General features: G+C 64.8%; 15 protein-coding genes. 7 read left to right on the forward strand and 8 right to left on the reverse strand.

What is annotated here, in order from left to right:
* Positions 1–87 precede the first annotated feature (87 nt).
* A complete protein-coding gene (locus I6F28_RS05300) occupies positions 88–999 on the reverse strand; it encodes an amino acid ABC transporter substrate-binding protein (protein ID WP_225139402.1) in 912 nt (303 codons plus the stop codon).
* 87 nt (positions 1,000–1,086) lie between these two features.
* Positions 1,087–2,484, reverse strand: a complete 1,398-nt coding sequence (locus I6F28_RS05305) for a M20 family metallopeptidase (RefSeq protein WP_225139403.1) — start codon at positions 2,482–2,484, stop codon at positions 1,087–1,089.
* Positions 2,485–2,778: 294 nt separating this feature from the next.
* Here I6F28_RS05305 and I6F28_RS05310 point away from each other — a divergent pair, with 294 nt between their 5' ends.
* The gene (locus I6F28_RS05310; RefSeq protein ID WP_225139404.1) at positions 2,779–4,158 is read left to right on the forward strand and encodes an LLM class flavin-dependent oxidoreductase; all 1,380 of its coding nucleotides are present in this window, start codon (positions 2,779–2,781) and stop codon (positions 4,156–4,158) included.
* Between the two features lie 161 nt (positions 4,159–4,319).
* Here the strand turns inward: I6F28_RS05310 and I6F28_RS05315 are convergent, their stop codons facing one another.
* The 4 genes from I6F28_RS05315 to I6F28_RS05330 all read right to left on the reverse strand — a co-directional run bounded on the left by I6F28_RS05315 (position 4,320) and on the right by I6F28_RS05330 (position 9,605).
* Positions 4,320–5,981 (reverse strand): thiamine pyrophosphate-binding protein, encoded by a 1,662-nt coding sequence (locus I6F28_RS05315; protein WP_225126588.1) that lies wholly within the window; start codon positions 5,979–5,981, stop codon positions 4,320–4,322.
* Between the two features lie 108 nt (positions 5,982–6,089).
* Positions 6,090–6,593 carry a GFA family protein gene (locus I6F28_RS05320; protein WP_036021041.1) on the reverse strand — a complete coding sequence of 168 codons (504 nt, stop codon included), beginning with the start codon at positions 6,591–6,593 and terminating at the stop codon, positions 6,090–6,092.
* Positions 6,594–6,744: 151 nt separating this feature from the next.
* Positions 6,745–7,872, reverse strand: a complete 1,128-nt coding sequence (locus I6F28_RS05325) for an alkene reductase (RefSeq protein ID WP_036021039.1) — start codon at positions 7,870–7,872, stop codon at positions 6,745–6,747.
* Between the two features lie 236 nt (positions 7,873–8,108).
* Positions 8,109–9,605, reverse strand: a complete 1,497-nt coding sequence (locus I6F28_RS05330) for an aldehyde dehydrogenase family protein (protein ID WP_225139405.1) — start codon at positions 9,603–9,605, stop codon at positions 8,109–8,111.
* 181 nt (positions 9,606–9,786) lie between these two features.
* Here I6F28_RS05330 and I6F28_RS05335 point away from each other — a divergent pair, with 181 nt between their 5' ends.
* The 6 genes from I6F28_RS05335 to I6F28_RS05360 all read left to right on the forward strand — a co-directional run bounded on the left by I6F28_RS05335 (position 9,787) and on the right by I6F28_RS05360 (position 16,138).
* Positions 9,787–10,632, forward strand: coding sequence for an SDR family NAD(P)-dependent oxidoreductase (locus tag I6F28_RS05335; RefSeq protein WP_225139406.1), 846 nt, complete (start codon positions 9,787–9,789; stop codon positions 10,630–10,632).
* Positions 10,633–10,974: 342 nt separating this feature from the next.
* Positions 10,975–11,784 (forward strand): crotonase/enoyl-CoA hydratase family protein, encoded by an 810-nt coding sequence (locus tag I6F28_RS05340; RefSeq protein WP_035997250.1) that lies wholly within the window; start codon positions 10,975–10,977, stop codon positions 11,782–11,784.
* 10 nt (positions 11,785–11,794) lie between these two features.
* Positions 11,795–13,678: a feruloyl-CoA synthase gene (locus I6F28_RS05345; RefSeq protein ID WP_036021034.1), complete on the forward strand. Its 1,884-nt coding sequence runs from the start codon at positions 11,795–11,797 to the stop codon at positions 13,676–13,678.
* 25 nt (positions 13,679–13,703) lie between these two features.
* Positions 13,704–14,465 (forward strand): SDR family NAD(P)-dependent oxidoreductase, encoded by a 762-nt coding sequence (locus tag I6F28_RS05350; protein ID WP_225139407.1) that lies wholly within the window; start codon positions 13,704–13,706, stop codon positions 14,463–14,465.
* A gap of 23 nt (positions 14,466–14,488) precedes the next feature.
* Positions 14,489–14,908 (forward strand): acyl-CoA thioesterase, encoded by a 420-nt coding sequence (locus tag I6F28_RS05355; RefSeq protein WP_157283120.1) that lies wholly within the window; start codon positions 14,489–14,491, stop codon positions 14,906–14,908.
* A gap of 78 nt (positions 14,909–14,986) precedes the next feature.
* Positions 14,987–16,138 carry an ABC transporter substrate-binding protein gene (locus tag I6F28_RS05360; protein ID WP_035997239.1) on the forward strand — a complete coding sequence of 384 codons (1,152 nt, stop codon included), beginning with the start codon at positions 14,987–14,989 and terminating at the stop codon, positions 16,136–16,138.
* Positions 16,139–16,399: 261 nt separating this feature from the next.
* On the opposite strand, the gene I6F28_RS05365 is transcribed toward I6F28_RS05360, so the two are convergent.
* Both I6F28_RS05365 and I6F28_RS05370 read right to left on the reverse strand, forming a co-directional pair.
* Positions 16,400–17,128 carry a glutathione S-transferase family protein gene (locus tag I6F28_RS05365; protein ID WP_036021027.1) on the reverse strand — a complete coding sequence of 243 codons (729 nt, stop codon included), beginning with the start codon at positions 17,126–17,128 and terminating at the stop codon, positions 16,400–16,402.
* 38 nt (positions 17,129–17,166) lie between these two features.
* The gene (locus tag I6F28_RS05370) at positions 17,167–17,442 is read right to left on the reverse strand and encodes a hypothetical protein (protein ID WP_225126601.1); all 276 of its coding nucleotides are present in this window, start codon (positions 17,440–17,442) and stop codon (positions 17,167–17,169) included.
* Positions 17,443–17,543: the final 101 nt, after the last annotated feature.

Consider the following 17,543-nt stretch of genomic DNA (forward strand, 5'->3'; position numbering starts at 1 on the left):
ACGTCTTGAGCGCCTATGCAAATGTCCGGCCACCCCAGTGTCAAGAGTGGCCGGACATGATCCCGATCGAAAGATCGAGGTTTTAGCTTACTTGTAGTCGTCCGGGTTCGGCGAGTCCGTCGGCTTGGCGAACTCGTTCTTCAGCTCGGCCGAGATCGGCGTGTTGAGGTTCAGTCCCTTCGGCGGGATCTTCTGGGTGAACCACTTATCGTAGATCTTCTGGGCCTCGCCGGAGGTGTAGAGCGCAGCCGTGGCCGCATCGACGACCTTCTTGAACGCGGGATCGTCCTTGCGCAGCATGATGCCGTAGGGCTCCGGCTTGGAGAACGCATCCTTGGAGATAACGTAGTCGCCCGGGTTCTTCGAACCGGCGACGAGGCTCGCCAGCAAGATGTCGTCCATGACGAAGGCGACCGCGCGGTCGGTCTCGACCATCAGGAAGGCTTCGGCGTGATCCTTGGCCGGAATGATGTTAGCGCCGAGGCCCTTGGCGACATTGGCTTCGGTGAGCTGCTTAATGTTGGTGGTGCCGGCGGTCGAGACCACGGTCTTGCCCTTGAGGTCATCGATCGACTTCAGGCCGCTCGACTTCTTGAAGACATAGCGGCTGGCGGTCAGGTAGTGGGTGTTGGTGAAGGCGACCTGCTTCTGGCGCTCGGCATTGTTGGTGGTCGAGCCGCATTCGAGGTCGATGGTGCCGTTGGCCATCAGCGGGATACGGGTCGCCGAGGTCACCGGGTTGAGCTTGACCTCGAGCTTGTCGAGCTTGAGCTCCTTCTTCACGGCGTCGACGATCTTGTAGCAGATGTCCATCGCGAACCCGACGGGCTTCTGGTTGTCGTCGAGATAGGAGAACGGGATCGAGGAATCGCGGAAGCCGAGCGTGATCGCGCCGGTGTCCTTGATGTTCTTCAGCGTGCCGGTCAGCTCCTGGGCCCCGGCTTGGCTGACGACGAGGGTCGCGGCGAGCGCGAGCCCGATGTGACGGAAATGTTTCACGTTTTTCTTCCCCTTTCGGATGATGCGGCCCGGATGCAAGCACAAATCGGGCCGGATTAGAATGTAACTTTCGGCTGGATTATCGGCTCAGGTTAACGGGCCAGTCGGTGGCTTTGGCAACTCGCCGAGATCCCAGAACAGCCCGGCCATCACCGTCAAGGCCTCTTCGGTCAATGGCAGCAGGATGTGCTCATTGGGCGCATGCTGGGAGCAGCCGGGATAGGAATGCGGCACCCAGATCGTCGGCAGTCCCAGGATCTCGGAAAACACGTCGTTGGGCAGCGAACCGCCGAAATTCGGCAGCACGGCCGGCGCCTTGCCGGTGGTCTCTCGCACCGAATCCGCCGCCCATTTGATCCACGGGCTGTCGAAATCGGTGCGCGATGCAGCAAAACTCTGCGCCGCGCGCACCTCGACCATCGGAAAACCGCGTCCGACCAGATGCGCGCGGACAGCGTCGATCAGCCCCTCAACCTTCGTCCCGACCACGAAACGCAGTTGCAGCACGGCATTGGCCTGGCCCGGAATCGCGTTGGCCGGCTTCTCGATATTGCCTGAGGACATCGCCAGCACTTCCAGCGTGTTCCAGGCGTAGAGCCGTTCAGCGGCCGATAGACCCTCCTCGCCCCAATTTTCGGCCAGCGCCGGCTCGTCCGCAGTCGGCACCACCTCGACGTCGGCGAGATAGGAGCGGATCTGGTTGGTCAGCCGCGGCGGCTTCAAGGCATCGAGCTGGAGACGGCCGCGGCCGTCGACCAGGGTGGAGATCGCGTTGACCAGGATGGTCGCGGGGTTGGCGAGCACGCCGCCCCAATTGCCGGAATGGTGGCCGCCGTCGCGCAAGTTCACGTCGAGATGGATGCGGATGCCTCCACGACAGCCGAGAAACAGCGTCGGCCGATCGGCCGAGAGGCGCGGCCCGTCGGAGGCCATGAACAGGTCGGCCTTGAGCGCGTCGCGATGGAGATCGCAGACCTTGCCGAGATCGGGCGAGCCGATCTCCTCGCCCATCTCGATGATGAACTTGGCGTTGAAGCCGAGCTTACCGCCGCGCGCCTCGCGCACCGCACGCAGCGCGGCCATATTGATGCTGTGCTGCCCCTTGTTGTCGGCGGTGCCGCGGCCATAGAGGCGCGTCCCGGAAGCATTGGTGCGCCAGGGATCCCGGCCATCACGCCACTCGCCTTCCATGCCGTCGACGACATCGCCATGGCCGTAGACCAGCACGGTCGGCGCAGACGCGCTCTCGTGATGCTCGGCGAACAGGAACGGCGCCTTGCCGCTCGGGGATTCGACGATGCGGCTGGAAAAATCGAGCGCGGCGAAAGCCGGCTGCATCTCCTGCTCCAGATAGGCGCGCAGCTCGGGGCCGCGCTGCGGATTCTGGCTCTCGGTCTTGTAGGCGACGCGGCGATCGAGTTCAGCGAGGAACGCGCCGGACTTGAAATCCTCACGGGCGCGGGCGATGGCGTCGGCTCTGGTCATGCTTGCTTTTCGAGACTGTGAGACGAAGGACCTTACCCGACATGGGTTGGCCCTCGAAAGTGGCGGGGACTTGGATGGTTTCTTGTAGTTCTCTTGTAGCTCTCTTGGGATTTCGTTCTTGCTTCCTTGAGACTGGCTTGCCAGGCACAGCTGCGACGCTGACTTTGGCCTTGCCAAGCGCAAGCCTTCTATCTTGGCCCTTGCCAAGGGCCAATTATATGCAAGAACTTCGCCAAGTTGGGGCGCACATCTATCATTCGAAGAGCGCTCAGTACAGGGCGCCGAGGGACCAGCATGGCCAAAGAGATCAGGCTCAACGCCTTTGCGATGAATTGCGTCGCACACCAATCACCGGGCCTGTGGACCCATCCGCGCGACCGTACCGCGGAGTATAACCGCCTGTTCTACTGGATCGATCTCGCCAAGACGCTGGAGCGCGGCCGTTTCGACGGGCTGTTCCTGGCCGACGTGCTTGGCGTCTATGACGTGTATGGCAACAGCCCTGACGCAGCCTTGCGCAATGCAGCGCAGACGCCGTCGAACGAGCCGCTGCTGCTGCTGTCGGCGATGGCGGCGGTGACGCAAAATCTCGGCTTCGGCGTCACCAGCAATCTGTCCTTCGAGCCGCCCTATCCGTTCGCACGGCGGATGTCGACGCTCGATCACCTCACCGAGGGGCGGATCGGCTGGAACGTCGTCACCGGCTATCTCGACAGCGCCGCGCGCGGTGCCGGCAAGGACAAGCAGACCGGCCATGACGACCGCTACGACATCGCCGACGAATATATGGAGGTCGTCTACAAGCTCTGGGAAGGCAGCTGGGAAGACGATGCCGTGCTGCGCGACCGCAAGCGCGGCATCTTCACCGACCCGGCAAAAGTTCATCGCGTCAATCATGCGGGCGCGAACTACCGCATCAACAACACCATTCACCTCAGCGAGCCCTCGCCGCAGCGCACGCCCGTGCTGTACCAGGCCGGCACCTCGCCGCGCGGCCGGCAGTTCGCGGCCAGGCACGCCGAGTGCGTGTTCATGTCGGGACCGTCAGCCAAGGTGATCGCGCCGCGCGTCTCCGCAATCCGGCAGGAGGCGGCCGCACTCGGCCGCGATCCGGCGGAGATCCTGATGTTCTCGATGATGACGATCATCCTCGGACGGACGGAAGCCGAGGCGAAGGAAAAATACGCCGACTACCGCCGCCACATCAGCCCAGAAGGCGCGCTGGCGCTGATGTCGGGATGGACCGGCGTCGACTTCTCCGGCTACGACCTCGACCAGCAGGTGCGCCACGTCCAGAACGATGCCGGCCGCAGCGCGATGGACAACGTGACCCGCGCCGACCCTGACCGCGTCTGGACCGTGCGCGACGTCATCGAGCATGTCGGCATCGGCGGCGCTGGCCTGGTCGTGGTCGGCACGCCCGAGATGGTCGCAGACAAGATCGAAGCATGGTTCGAGGCGACGGATGTCGACGGCCTCAACGTCGCGTTCGCGATCTCGCCCGGCGATTTCGAGGATATCGCCGACATGCTGGTGCCCGAGCTGACGCGGCGCGGAAGGTACAAGAGCGAGTACGCCAAGGGCACGTTGCGGGAAAAACTGTTCGGCGAGGGCCGCGCGCGCCTCGACGCGCCGCATCCCGCGGCGGAGTATCGCGTGGGGAAGAAGGGGTAGGCGGAAGATCGCGCCACAGCCAGGCTGTCGTCCCCGCGAAGGCGGGGACCCATAACCACAGGAAGTAGTTTGGCGAAGACTCGGGAGCTCGATACGCCTACCAGCCGCAGTCGATAGATCACGCGGTATGGGTCCCCGCCTTCGCGGGGACGACTGCGGGGCTACACCTTCCCGTCCACCATCACCTCGATCAGCTTGGTTCCCGGCCGATTGAACGCTGACGTCAGCGTTGCCTTCAGTTCGCTAACATCGCTGACCTTGATCGCCTCACAGCCGAGTGCCTTGGCGACGCCGGCGAAATCGACCGGCGGATCGACGAAATCCATGCCGACGTAATTGTCATCGCCGTGGAAGGCGAGCAGGCGCTGCTTGATGATGCGATAGCCGCCGTTGTTGGCGATGACGACGTTGAGCGGCAGCTTGTGATGCGCTGCGGTCCAGAGCGACTGGATCGAGTACATCGCGCTGCCATCGCCGGAGAAGCACACCACGGGGCGATCGGGATTGGCAATGCTGGCGCCGACCGAGGCCGGCAGGCCCCAGCCGATGCCGCCGGAGGCGAGCCCGTGATAGCCGTAGCGGTCGCGATGCGGATGCAGGGCCGTGATCTGGCGGCTGGAGGTGAGACCTTCGTCGACCAGGATGGCGTTATCGGGCATGGCCTCGACCATTTGCAGCACCAGGAAGTCCGGATCAATCGGTGTGCGGCCGGCACTCTTGCCGATCTGCTCGACCAACGCGGCGCGGCGCGCGGTCCAGTTCTTCGGCGCGAGCTCGGCGAGACGCTGCTTGGCGCGGCTCGCGAGGGCCGCGCCGCCCATCTCCTTGAGTACCGGGATCAGCGCGCGCAGTGTTTCCTTCAGATCCGCCTTCAGCGCGATCTCGGCCCCGTAGTTCTTGGCAATCTCCCAATCGATGAGACCGATCTGCACGATGCCGAGGCCCTCAGGCAGCGCGTCGACCTCGCTATAGACCGACATCCGCAGCGGGTCGCCGCCGAGGGCGATCAAGAGATCGTACGGCGCGAGCGTATCGCGCGCGGCCTTCTGCACGCGCGCGAGCGTGCCGACGAAGCTCGGACTTTCGGACAGAAAGTGCGAGCCGTAGGGCGTCGAGGACTGATAGGCCGCAGCGCCGAGCAGCTCGGCCAGTTCAGCCGCCTCCGTCAAAGCATCGCTCTTGACCACCTCGTCCATGGTCACGATCACGGGACGCTCGGCCTTGAGCAGACGTGCGGCAAAGGCCTTCAGCGCCTCGTCCGAAGGTTTCGTGCGCGCATCGATGCGGGTGGAACGACCGAGATCGAGTCCCGCCTCGCTGTTGAGGATGTCGCCGGGCAGCGAGATGAACACCGGCCCGGTCGGCGGCGTCATCGCCACCTTGGCGGCGCGGCGCACGATGCGCGGCAGGTCCTCCAGCCGTGTCACCTCGACCGCCCATTTCACCAGCGGCTCGGCCATGCGCACCAGCGGACCATAGAGCACCGGCTCCATCAGACCGTGGCCCTGCTCCTGCTGGCCCGCCGTCAGGATCATCGGCGTGCCCGTGAACTGGGCGTTGTAGAGCGAGCCCATGGCGTTGCCGAGGCCGGGCGCGACGTGAACGTTGCAGGCGACGAGCTTGCCCGAAGCGCGGCTGTAGCCGTCGGCGATCGCGACCACTAGGCTCTCCTGCATCGCCATCACATAAGTGAGATCGGGATGGTCCTTCAGCGCATGCATGATCGGCAGTTCGGTGGTTCCAGGGTTGCCGAACAGATGCGTGATGCCCTCGTCCTTGAGCAGCGCGAGAAAGGCGGAGCGGCCGGTGATCTTGTTCTTCATGTTTCCTCCAGGAGCGGACCGTTGCCGCAAGGACCGAAAGCATGATGGCCGAGATGCTGGCAGAGGCGCAAGGAAGCGCGGTCATGGCTGCGTTGCGCGGGAGAGGCGCTACATCTCCTCCCGCCCGAGTTCGAACGGGTCGTCCCCGCCAGCGCGCTTCTTCCTTTTCGAGCGCTGCCAGACGACGCCGGGAAAGCCCTTCAGCGGCACCAGGGGCTCGCCGGTATAGGCCCATTCCTGCAGCTCCTCGATGGCGATGTGATAGAGCGGCTGGCGGCCGGTGCGCTCGTTGAACAGGGCGCGCGGGATGTTGACCATGTGCGGCCCGCGCGGGCGCTCGTACATGATCGGCGTGCCGCAATGCGAGCAGAAGCTGCGCGCGATCTTCGTCGCCTTGTCCTCGTAGCGGGTCAGCGCGGTCTTGCCTGAGGTGATGCGGAAGCGCTTCTTCCAGCTTCCGACATAGGTGGCGTAGGCCGCGCCATGGGCGCGGCGGCTGGCAGCGGAATGATCGTGCCAGGCCCAGCGCGCGGGAACGTCGATCTCGAAGGCGACCTTGCCGCAGAGGCATTGGCCGGTGGCGATCCCTGCGGCGGCTGCGGCTTTGGCCATGGACGTCTCTCCGTCGTCATTGCTAGCGCAGCGAAGCAAGCTCGTCATTCCGGGGCGATGCGAAGCATCGAGCCCGGAATCCATCCCACGTCCAGGTATGCGGCCCGATGGATTCCGGGTTCGCGACTTCGTCGCGCCCCGGAATGACAGATCAAGCCGGCGTCAGCTCGTCATACACCGGATAATCCGTGTACCCCTTCTCCTCGCCGCTGTAGAACGTCGCGCGATTATACGGCGTGATCGGGTAGCCGTGCTCGAGACGACGCGGCAGATCAGGATTGGAGATGAAGATGCGGCCGAAGGCGATGATGTCCGCATGTCCGTCGGCGATCGCCGCATTCGCGGTCTCCCCGGTGAAGCCGCCGGCGGTCATCAGCACGCCGCTGTAGAGCGGACGGAACAGCACCATCGCCGATGGCACGTTCTGCCAGTTGACCTCGGCGCGGCCCGAGCCGCTGGAGCGCGGTTCGATGAAATGCAGGTACGCCAAACCCAGCTTCTCGAGCGCCTTCACGACATGGGTATAGAGCGGCATCGGATCGGGCTCGCCGGAATCATTGGCGATGCCGTAGGGCGACAGCCGCACAGCGACACGGTTCGAGCCCCAGACGTCGATCGCAGCCTGCGTGACCTCGAGCAGAAGGCGCGCGCGGTTCTCGATTCCGCCGCCATATTGATCGGTGCGCTGGTTGCTGCGCGATTGCAGGAATTGCTCGAGCAGATAGCCGTTTGCGCCGTGGATCTCGACACCGTCGAAGCCGGCGGCGAGCGCATTCTTGGCACCCTGCCGGAACGCCTCGACGATGCCCTTCACCTCATCAGTCTCCAGCGCGCGCGGCGTCTCGTAGTCGGCGATCTTTCCGTCGGCCGTCATCGCCTTCATGCCTTCGGCCTTGATCGGAATTGCCGAGGCCGAAACCGGCAGCTCGCCGCCGTGGAAGGAGGAATGAGAGACGCGGCCGACATGCCAGAGCTGGAGAAAGATGATGCCGCCCTTGGCGTGCACGGCATCCGTCACCTTGCGCCAGCCCGCGACTTGCGCCTCCGAATAGATGCCGGGTGTCGCCGGATTGCCGCGGCCGTGCGAGAGCACCGGCGAGGCTTCGGCGATGATCAGGCCGCCCTTCGTCGCACGCTGGCCGTAATATTCGGCGTTGAGTGGCCGCGGCGCGAAAGTGTCGCGCTCGGCCCGCATGCGCGTTAGCGGCGCCATCGCGACGCGATGCGCGAGCTGGTAGGGACCGACCTGCAACGGCTTGAACAAGGCTTCGAATTTCATGTGGTCCCCGGATGTCTTTGAAAGGATGCAGATGATTGTGAGGGAGACTGACCGCCTGAAGGCGGTGGTTGTTCTCCCTCTCCCCGTTCTTACGGGGAGAGGGTTGGGGTGAGGGGGCTGCCCCGGCAATCGCGGTGAGAGTTGGACTCGCGGAGAGTCCCCCTCACCCGGAATCCGCGCGTTGCGCGAATTCCGGCCTCTCCCCGCAAGCGGGGAGAGGCGAAGGAGAGCCGGCCTTACGCCGTCTTGATCCAGACGGCCTTCACGTTGAGATATTCCTCGACGTGCTGCTTGCCGGATTCGCGGCCGTAGCCGCTCATCTTGTAGCCGCCGAACGGCACGGCCGGATCCATCGCCTGGTAGCAGTTGACCCACACCGAGCCGGCACGCAAGCGTTTCGCCACCGCATGGGCCTTGCTGACGTCGCGCGTCCACAGACCGGAGCCGAGGCCGAACGTGGTGTTGTTGGCGCGTTTGACCAGCTCGTCCATGTCCTTGAACGCGATTGCGGAGATGACGGGGCCGAAAATCTCCTCCTGCGCGATGCGCATGTTGTCCTCGACACCCGCGAACACCGTCGGCGAGACGAAGAAGCCCTTCGACAGCGCGCCTTCGGTGACCCGTCCGCCGCCGGCAAGCGCCTTCGCGCCCTCCTTCTGGCCGATGTCGAGATAGCCGGTGACGCGTTCGAGCTGCTGCTCGGAGACGAGCGGCCCGATCTGCACGTTGGGATCGAGGCCGTTGCCGACCTGCAGCTTCTTGCCGAACTCGGCGACGCGGCCGACGAACTCGTCGTAGATCGAGTGCTCGACGAACAGGCGCGTTCCGGCGCTGCAGATCTGCCCTGAATTGGCGAACACCGCCATCGCCGCGCCGGGCACGGCGGCGTCGAGATCGGCATCGGCGAACACGATGTCCGGCGACTTGCCGCCGAGCTCGAGCGAGACGCGCTTGAGGTTGCCGGCCGAGGCACGGATGATCGACTGGCCCGTGACATGCGAGCCGGTGAAGGCGACCTTGTCGACGTCGTGATGCGAGGCGAGCGCCGCGCCCGCGGTCTCGCCATAGCCGGGCACGACGTTGATGACGCCGGGCGGGATGCCCGCTTCCATCGCGAGCTCGGCGATGCGCAGCGAGGTCAGTGGCGCCTCTTCGGCGGGCTTGAGCACCACGGTACAGCCGGTCGCGATCGCCGGTCCGATCTTCCAGATCGTCGCGGTCAGCGGTCCATTCCACGGGATGATGGCGCCGACGACGCCGATCGGCTCCTTCAGCGTGTAGGAGAATATCTCGCCGGGTAGCGAGTTCTCGATGGTCTCGCCGTGGATCGCGGTGGTCTGGCCGGCGTAATAGCGCAGCATGCCGACGGCGCGCAGGCGGTAGGCACGGGTGCGGCTCAGCGGCGCGCCCATGTCGAGCGTGTCGAGCTGCGACAATTCGTCGAAATTCTTCTCGACGAGATCGGCGAGCCTCAGGAGCAGGTTCTGCCGCTCGAACGGCTTGACCTTGCTCCACGGGCCTTCGAAAGCGCGACGCGCGGCCGCGACCGCACGATCGATGTCTTCCTTGTCGCCTTCGGCAACGGTTGCGAGCAGCTCGCCGGTGGCGGGATTGCGGGTCTCGAAGCGCTTGCCCGAGGCTGCATCGACCCACTTGCCGCCGATCAGCATCTGCTTGTAGGACCCGTTGGCGAACGGATGGCGCGTGATCGGAATAGCCTGCGACACAGCCATGGCTGCACTCCCTGTCAGGTGATTGATTGGTTCGATCTGGGCGGGATCGTTCGGCCGAGGATACAGCCGCGCCTGATAGGCGTAAAGGCAGCGGGGAACGAAGACCTCCCATGCCGACTTGTGCAGGGTCGCACGGCTGCCATGCTATAGCTCGGCTGAAGGCTTTCCACGGAGACGCTCGATGTCACATCCCGCCATCGTCAAGGACAATGTTGCCGTGATCACGGGTGGCGCAGCCGGCATCGGATTTGCCGCCGCCGCGGCATTTGCGCGCGCTGGAATGAAGGTGTGTATCGCGGATGTCGACGAGACACGCTTGGCAGAAGCTGCAACAAAATTGTCATCCGTAACATCGGCCGCAAACGTCATGACCTCGGCCGTCGATGTCAGCAGGATCGAGAGCGTGACGGAACTCGAGCGCGCCGTCCACGCGCGGTTCGGCGGCACCGATGTCCTCATGAACAATGCCGGCATTCAGCCCGGCAGCACCTTGTTCGACGCGCCGGACAATTGGCAACGCATCATCGCCGTCAACATGTGGGGCATCATCAACGGCTCGCGCATCTTCGCGCCAAACATGATCGCCCGTGGCAGGCGCGGCCTCATCATCAACACCGGTTCCAAGCAGGGCATCACCACGCCGCCCGGCGATCCCGCCTACAACGTCTCCAAGGCCGGCGTGAAGGCCTTCACCGAGGCGCTCCAGCACGAGTTGCGCAACACGAATGACTGTCGCGTCACGGCGCACCTGCTGATCCCGGGCTTCGTCTTCACCGGCCTGACCGCAAAGGGACGCACCGAGAAGCCGGCCGGCGCCTGGACGCCGGAGCAGACGGTCGATTTCATGCTGGCGCGGCTGGAGGCCGGCGACTTCTACATTCTCTGCCCGGACAATGACGTGCCGCGCGCGCTCGACGAGAAGCGCATGCTCTGGGCGGCCGGCGACATCGTCGAGAACCGCCCGCCATTGTCGCGCTGGCATCCGGATTACGCCGATGCGTTCGCGAAGTTTGTGACGCGAGAGTAGGCCTGCACCGCTTTCTCGCTCGCCCCCAGGGCTATCGCATATGACTTGTGGCGGCGGTCTGCGCGCACGCCTCGTCCTTCGAGACGGCGCTGACGCGCCTCCTCAGGATGAGGCAAATCGGCGTCAGTGCCCGTTGAAACTGCTGCCGCGCACTCCGACCTCATCCTGAGGAGCCCGCCTCAAGCGGGCGTCTCGAAGGATGGCCGCAGGGAAATCTCAAATGCGATAGCCCTGCGCTCGCCTCGGCCTCCCGGGAGGGTGGGGTCACGGCCACCTGGCCTTGCCCCACCTTGACTCCCCCAAAATTCGTTATACAACATAACTATTCTGACAAGGACGCAAATGACACAAGGAAACGCCGAGACCGCGAATGCGGGTCCCTCCGGGCTGTTGAGGATCGAGCGGGCGGACCGGGTTCTGACCGTGGGTCTGAACCGGCCGGCCAAGCGCAATGCGCTCAATGACGGCATCATCCTGGAAATCGGCGAGTGTTTTGCGAACCTGCCCGAGGATATCGGCGCGGTCGTCATCCACGGTATCGGCGACCATTTCTCCAGTGGCCTCGACCTCTCCGAGCTGACCGAGCACGACGCCACCGGCGGGCTCCTGCACTCCCAGATGTGGCACCGGGTGTTCGACCGCATCCAGTACAGCCGCGTGCCCGTGATCGCAGCGCTCCGGGGCGCCGTGATCGGCGGCGGGCTGGAGCTTGCCTGCGCGGCCCATATCCGCGTCGCCGAGCCCTCGACCTATTTCGCGCTGCCGGAGGGGCAGCGCGGCATTTTCGTCGGCGGCGGCGGCTCGGTGCGGCTGCCGCGGCTGATCGGCGTTGCCCGGATGATGGACATGATGCTGACGGGACGCGTCTACAGCGCGACCGAGGGCGCGTCCTACGGCTTTGCGCAATATCTGACGGAGGCCGGCAACGGGCTCGGCAAAGCGCTGGAGCTTGCGACCAAGGTGGCGTCCAACGCCCCGCTGACGAATTTCGCCGTGCTCCAGGCGCTGCCGATGATCGCAGAGGCCAATCCGCAGACCGGCCTGTTGATGGAGTCGCTGATGGCCACCGTCGCGCAGAGCGACAAGGAGGCCAAGCGGCGGATCCGCGAATTCCTCGAGCACAAGACCGCGAAGGTGAAGCCCAAATCATGAGCGTAAAGTCATGAGCGCCCAGCCGTCCTCTTCCGGCATCGAGCGCGGCGCGAGCAATTTCCCGCTGCGGCCCATCTCGTTCGGCGATCCCGTCGTCAACATCGAGCGGCGCGACGACGGCACGATTTACCTGCGGCCAAAGCAGCCGCTCGGCGACTATCCGGTCCGCATCACCGACCGCCTGCATCATTGGGCCACGACGACGCCGGACCGCGTCTTCATGGCCGAGCGCGAAGGCGGTCGCGGCTGGCGCAAGATCACCTATGCCGAGCTGCTCACCGCGAGCCGTCACATCGCCTCCGCATTGATCCAGCGCGGCCTGTCGGCCGAGCGGCCGGTCGTCATCCTCTCTGGTAATTCGATCGACCACGCGCTCCTGGCGTTCGGCGCGTTCTATGCCGGCGTTCCGTTCTGCCCGGTGTCGCCGGCCTATTCGCTGGTGTCGAAGGATTACGGCAAGCTGTCCTATCTGATGAAGCTGCTCACGCCGGGCCTCGTCTTCGCCGACGATGCCGACAAGTTCGCCGATGCGCTCGCCGCCAACGTCTCGCTCGGCACCGAGATCGCCGCGTCCTATGGCCACGTGCCGGGCCGCGACGTCACCCTGCTGGCCGATCTGATGGCGACGCCGATCCGTGGCGATCTCGACGACGTTCACGGCAGGATCGGCCCCGACACGATCGCAAAATTCCTGCTGACCTCGGGCTCGACCGGCAATCCCAAGGCCGTCATCAACACCCAGCGCATGATCTGCGCCAATCAGGTGATGCTGCGCGAGACGCTCGCCTTCCTGAAGGACGAGCCGCCGGTCATCATCGATTGGCTGCCGTGGAATCACACCTTCGGCGGCAATCACAACATCGGCCTGACGCTCTACAACGGCGGCTCGATGTATCTGGACGCCGGTAAGCCGGTGCCTGGGGGCATCGAGGAGACCGTGCGCAATCTCCGGGAGATTTCACCGACGGTCTATTTCAACGTGCCCAAGGGTTATGAATCGCTGCTGCCCTATCTGCGCGACGACCAGGGCTTGCGCGCCAAGTTCTTCGACCGGCTGCATGCGATGTTCTTCTCCGGCGCGGCGCTGTCGCCGTTCGTTTGGGACAGCCTCGATGAGCTCGCGGCGAAGGAGAAGGGCTATCGCGTGCCGATGCTGACCGGTCTCGGCGCGACCGAGACCGCGCCGTTCTTCATGTCGGTCAATCCGCGCACCAGCCGCTCCGGCCATGTCGGCCTGCCCGTCTCCGGCAACGACGCCAAGCTGGTGCCGAACAACGGCAAGCTGGAAGTGCGCGCCAAGGGGCCGAACGTGATGCCCGGCTACTGGCGCCAACCCGACATCACGGCAAAATCCTTCGACGAGGAAGGATTTTACAAGATGGGCGATGCGCTCAAGCCCGCCGATCCCGATGATTTCAACGCCGGCTTCGATTTCGACGGCCGCGTCAGCGAGGACTTCAAGCTCGCGAGCGGCACCTGGGTCAGCGTCGGCCCCTTGCGCGCGCGCCTCACCGCGGCCTGCGCGCCCCTGGTGCGCGACGTCGTCATCGCCGGCATCAATCGCGACGAGATCTCCGCGCTGGTCGTGCTCGATCTCGACGGCTGCCGGCTGATCAACCCGACGCTGCCGCCCGACGATCTCGTCGTCGCGACGCGCGACCGCCTGGTGCGCGAGGCGTTCCGCGAGCGTCTGACCCGTTTCCTCGGCCAGGCCACGGGATCCTCGACACGGATCACGCGCGCGATCCTGATGGACACGCCGCTCTCGATCGACAAGGGCGAAGTCACCGACAAGGGCTCGATCAACCAGCGCGCAGTGCTGGAGCATCGCGGCGAGCTGATCGAGGAGCTCTACGCTGCCAATCCGTCGAACCGTGTGATATCGGTCACCTAGAAAAATATCGCCAAAGGAGAACGCCATGTTGTTGAAGGATCAGGCAGCCATCGTCACCGGCGGCGCATCGGGATTGGGCGCGGCCACCGCGCGAAAACTGGCGGCGCAGGGCGCCAAGGTCGCGGTGTGCGACCTCAACACCAAGCTGGCCGAAACGGTCGCGGCGGAGATCAAGGGCATTGCCGTGACCTGCGACGTCTCCGATGCCGCGTCCGCTGAAGCTGCGATCGCGCAGGCCACCAAGGCCCACGGCCCGGCCCGCGTGCTGGTCAATTGCGCCGGCATCGGCGTCGCCAAGCGCGTGGTCGGCCGCGACGGCCCGATGGCGCTTTCGGATTTCGACAAGGTGATCAAGGTCAACCTGATCGGCACCTTCAACATGCTGCGCCTCGCCGCCACCGAAATGTCCAAGCTGGAGCCGCAGGCGACCGGCGAGCGCGGCGTCATCATCAACACCGCCTCCGTTGCCGCCTATGACGGCCAGATCGGCCAATCCGCCTATTCGGCCTCCAAGGGCGGCATCGTCGGCATGACGCTGCCGATCGCGCGCGAGCTCGCGCAGTTCGGCGTCCGCGTGCTGACGATCGCCCCCGGCCTGTTCCTGACGCCGCTGCTGGCGAACCTGCCGCAGGAGGCCCAGGACTCGCTCGCCGCCGCGATCCCCTTCCCGCGCCGGCTCGGCCAGGCCGACGAGTTCGCCGCGCTCGCGCTGCACATGGTCGAGAATGCCTACCTGAACGGCGAAGTGGTGCGCCTCGACGGTTCGCTGCGCATGGCGCCCAAGTAGATTCGTCGAGCAAGGCCAGCCAGATGTTCGTGAACCGGCGCGAGGTCCAGATCCAGTGGGGCGATTGCGACCCCGCAAACATCGTCTACTACCCGCGCTATTTCGCGATGTTCGACGATTCGACCTCGACCCTGTTCGAGGCCGCCGGTTTCTCCAAGCAGGACCTGGTCCGCAAATACGGCCTGGTGGGCATCCCCATGGTCGACACGCGTGCCAAGTTCTACATCCCCTCGACCTATGGCGACTGGATCACCATTGAAACCAAGATCGAGAGCATCAAGCGCTCGAGCTTCGAGGTGAAGCACAACGTCTACAAGGGCGAGGCGCTCGCGATCGAGGGTTTCGAGACCCGCGTCCTGGTCGGCCGCGATCCCGTTAACCCAGACAAATTGAAATCGGCACCATTCCCGGCGGAAATGGTAGCCAAGTTCACGGGAAGCTAAATCGCCGCATCACCAAAAGAGGGGGCTGAATTACCCCCCGATTTCTGCTTTCAAATAAACACGTCAAGGGAGGAATAGATGAAACGCTTTTATTTGACCGCTGCCATCACTGCGGCTGCGCTGGCCCTGCCGGCATTGCCCGCGCTGGCCCAGACCAGCGAAGTCACCATCGGCATCACCACGACCACGACCGGGCCAGGTGCGGCACTCGGCATTCCCGAGCGCAACGCGCTGGAATTCGTGCCGAAGGAGATCGGCGGCGTGCCGTTGAAGGTGATCGTGCTCGACGACGGCGGCGATCCCACCACCGCCACCACCAACGCCCGCCGCTTCGTCACCGAATCCAAGGCCGACATCATCATGGGCTCGGCGCTGACGCCGCCGACCATCGCGGTCTCCAATGTCGCCAACGAAGCCGGTATCCCCCACTTCGGTCTGGCACCCTTCCCGATCACGCCGGAGCGCATGAAGTGGTCGGTGGCGATGCCGCAGCCGATTCCGATCGTCGGCAAGGTGCTGTATGACCACATGAAGGCCAAGGGCGTGAAGACGCTCGGCTACATCGGCTATTCCGATTCCTACGGCGACCTCTGGTTCAACGATTTGAAGGCGCAGGCCGTGCCGATGGGGATGACGATCGTCGACGAGGAGCGCTTCGCTCGTCCCGACACCTCGGTGACCGGCCAGGTGCTGAAGCTCGTCGCCGCCAATCCCGACGCCATCCTGGTCGGCGCGTCCGGCACCGCGGCCGCGCTGCCGCAGACCGAGCTGCGCGAGCGCGGCTACAAGGGCCTGATCTACCAGACCCACGGCGCCGCCAGCATGGACTTCATCCGCATTGCCGGCAAAGCAGCGGAAGGCGTGCTGATGGCCTCGGGTCCCGTGATGGCCCCCGAGGAACAGCCGGACAGCGCGCTGACCAAGAAGCCCGGCCTCGCGCTGAACTCCGCCTACGAGGCAAAGTACGGCCCCAACAGCCGCAGCCAGTTCGCCGGCCATTCCTTTGATGCGTTCGAGATCCTCAAGCGCGTCATTCCGGCGGCGTTGAAGACGGCCAAGCCCGGCACGCCGGAATTCCGCGAGGCCATCCGCCAGGCGCTGCTGACGGAGAAGGAGCTGGCGGCGAGCCAGGGCGTCTACAACTTCACCGAAAAGGACCGCTACGGCCTCGACGAGCGCTCGCGCATCCTGCTCACGGTGAAGGACGGCAAGTACACGCTGGTGAAGTAGGCGTCGCCAAGATTCGAGACAACGAGAGCCGGCCCACTGGGCCGGCTCTTTGTTTTGGTTAGTGGAGTGAGCTGCAGCTCCGGCACCGGTGCGCCCCCTCTCCCGCTTGCGGGAGAGGGTTGGGGAGAGGGTGCCTCCGCGTTGGGACCCTCCGAGACTTACGGAGAAAACCCCCTAGAGGAGAAAACCCTCACCCGGCGCTTCGCGCCGACCTCTCCCGCAAGCGGGAGAGGTTGCACCGAGTCAGCCGATGCACCGCGGCTACGCCGCCTGCCGTAGCGGCGTCCAAGCGAATTCCGGATAATAGTCGTCCATCATGCGGTCGACATAGGCGGTGAGGTTCGGAAATCCCTCGGCCCGCTCGCGCAAGGCGGATTCGAAGAACGGTGAGAGGACGCCGGCGAGCATACCGAACGCAGTGGCATCGACGCCGCAGGGCCTGTTGCCCATCAGGAAGGCTTTGTCGCCGAGCTGCACCGACAGCGCGAACAGCGAACGCACGGCAAGATCGACGTCGTCATCCGGCGCATGGCGGCCGAGGCCAGAGAGCAGATAGTTCTCGGCGACGCGGAATTGAGCGTCCTCGCGCAGCTTCTCGCGATTGTGCTCCGGCGCACCGTCGAAGAAATGCGCGGGCCCCTTGGCGAAATTGACCGGATCGACCCAGCGCGCGCCCACCAGCGCCCAATAGACGTGGTGCTCGATCATGCGCTCGAACGCCCAGGCCTGCGCACGCTCGGCCAAGGTGAGGCCGGCATCGAAATCGAAGCCGTAGCGGCGCTCGATATGGGCCCGGATGAAGGTGGAATCGGCCACCGCCTCGCCGCCATCGTCGATGAAGGGCAGCTGCCCCTTGGGCGAGGCCGGCGGCATCGCCCGCTCTTTCCGATAAGGCAGTCCCGCCATCTTGAGCTGCACCTCGGTCTTGGTGACGAAGGGGCTGATTTCCGGCAGGCCGAAGCCGGCGCCAAAACCGTAAAGCGTGATCATGCAAGCTCTCCTGAACCTGTCGAACGAGTGGAAGGAACCTAGCGGCCGGCTGCTGCCACCATGGTGGCAGCAGCCGTGATATCTTCTGCGAAGCGGGCCCCGCGCCAGGCGCGGCCCATCAGATGGCGGACCAGCGCATTCGCGGCATGGTTCAGCGAGCGTGTCACCACGCTTGCGAGCGCAAATCGGAGATCAACGGCCATGAGATCGAGCGGAACGAGGCGGCCAAACGCCCAAGCCCGCAACATTTGGCCGTGCCACAGCTGCGCCCGCCACAGTGGACCGGCCTGGCCGAAATGGGTTGGAATGATCATGGACAAATCCTCTTCAGTCGATGTGTTGTCCCGGTATAGAACCCCCCTGCTGCCAACATCCTGTCAGCAGCCGCGCGCCGATTTCTGATCCGTCGTTCGAG

Origin of the sequence: Bradyrhizobium sp. NBAIM14 (genome assembly GCF_020193895.1) — a bacterium.
GTDB lineage: Bacteria > Pseudomonadota > Alphaproteobacteria > Rhizobiales > Xanthobacteraceae > Bradyrhizobium > Bradyrhizobium yuanmingense.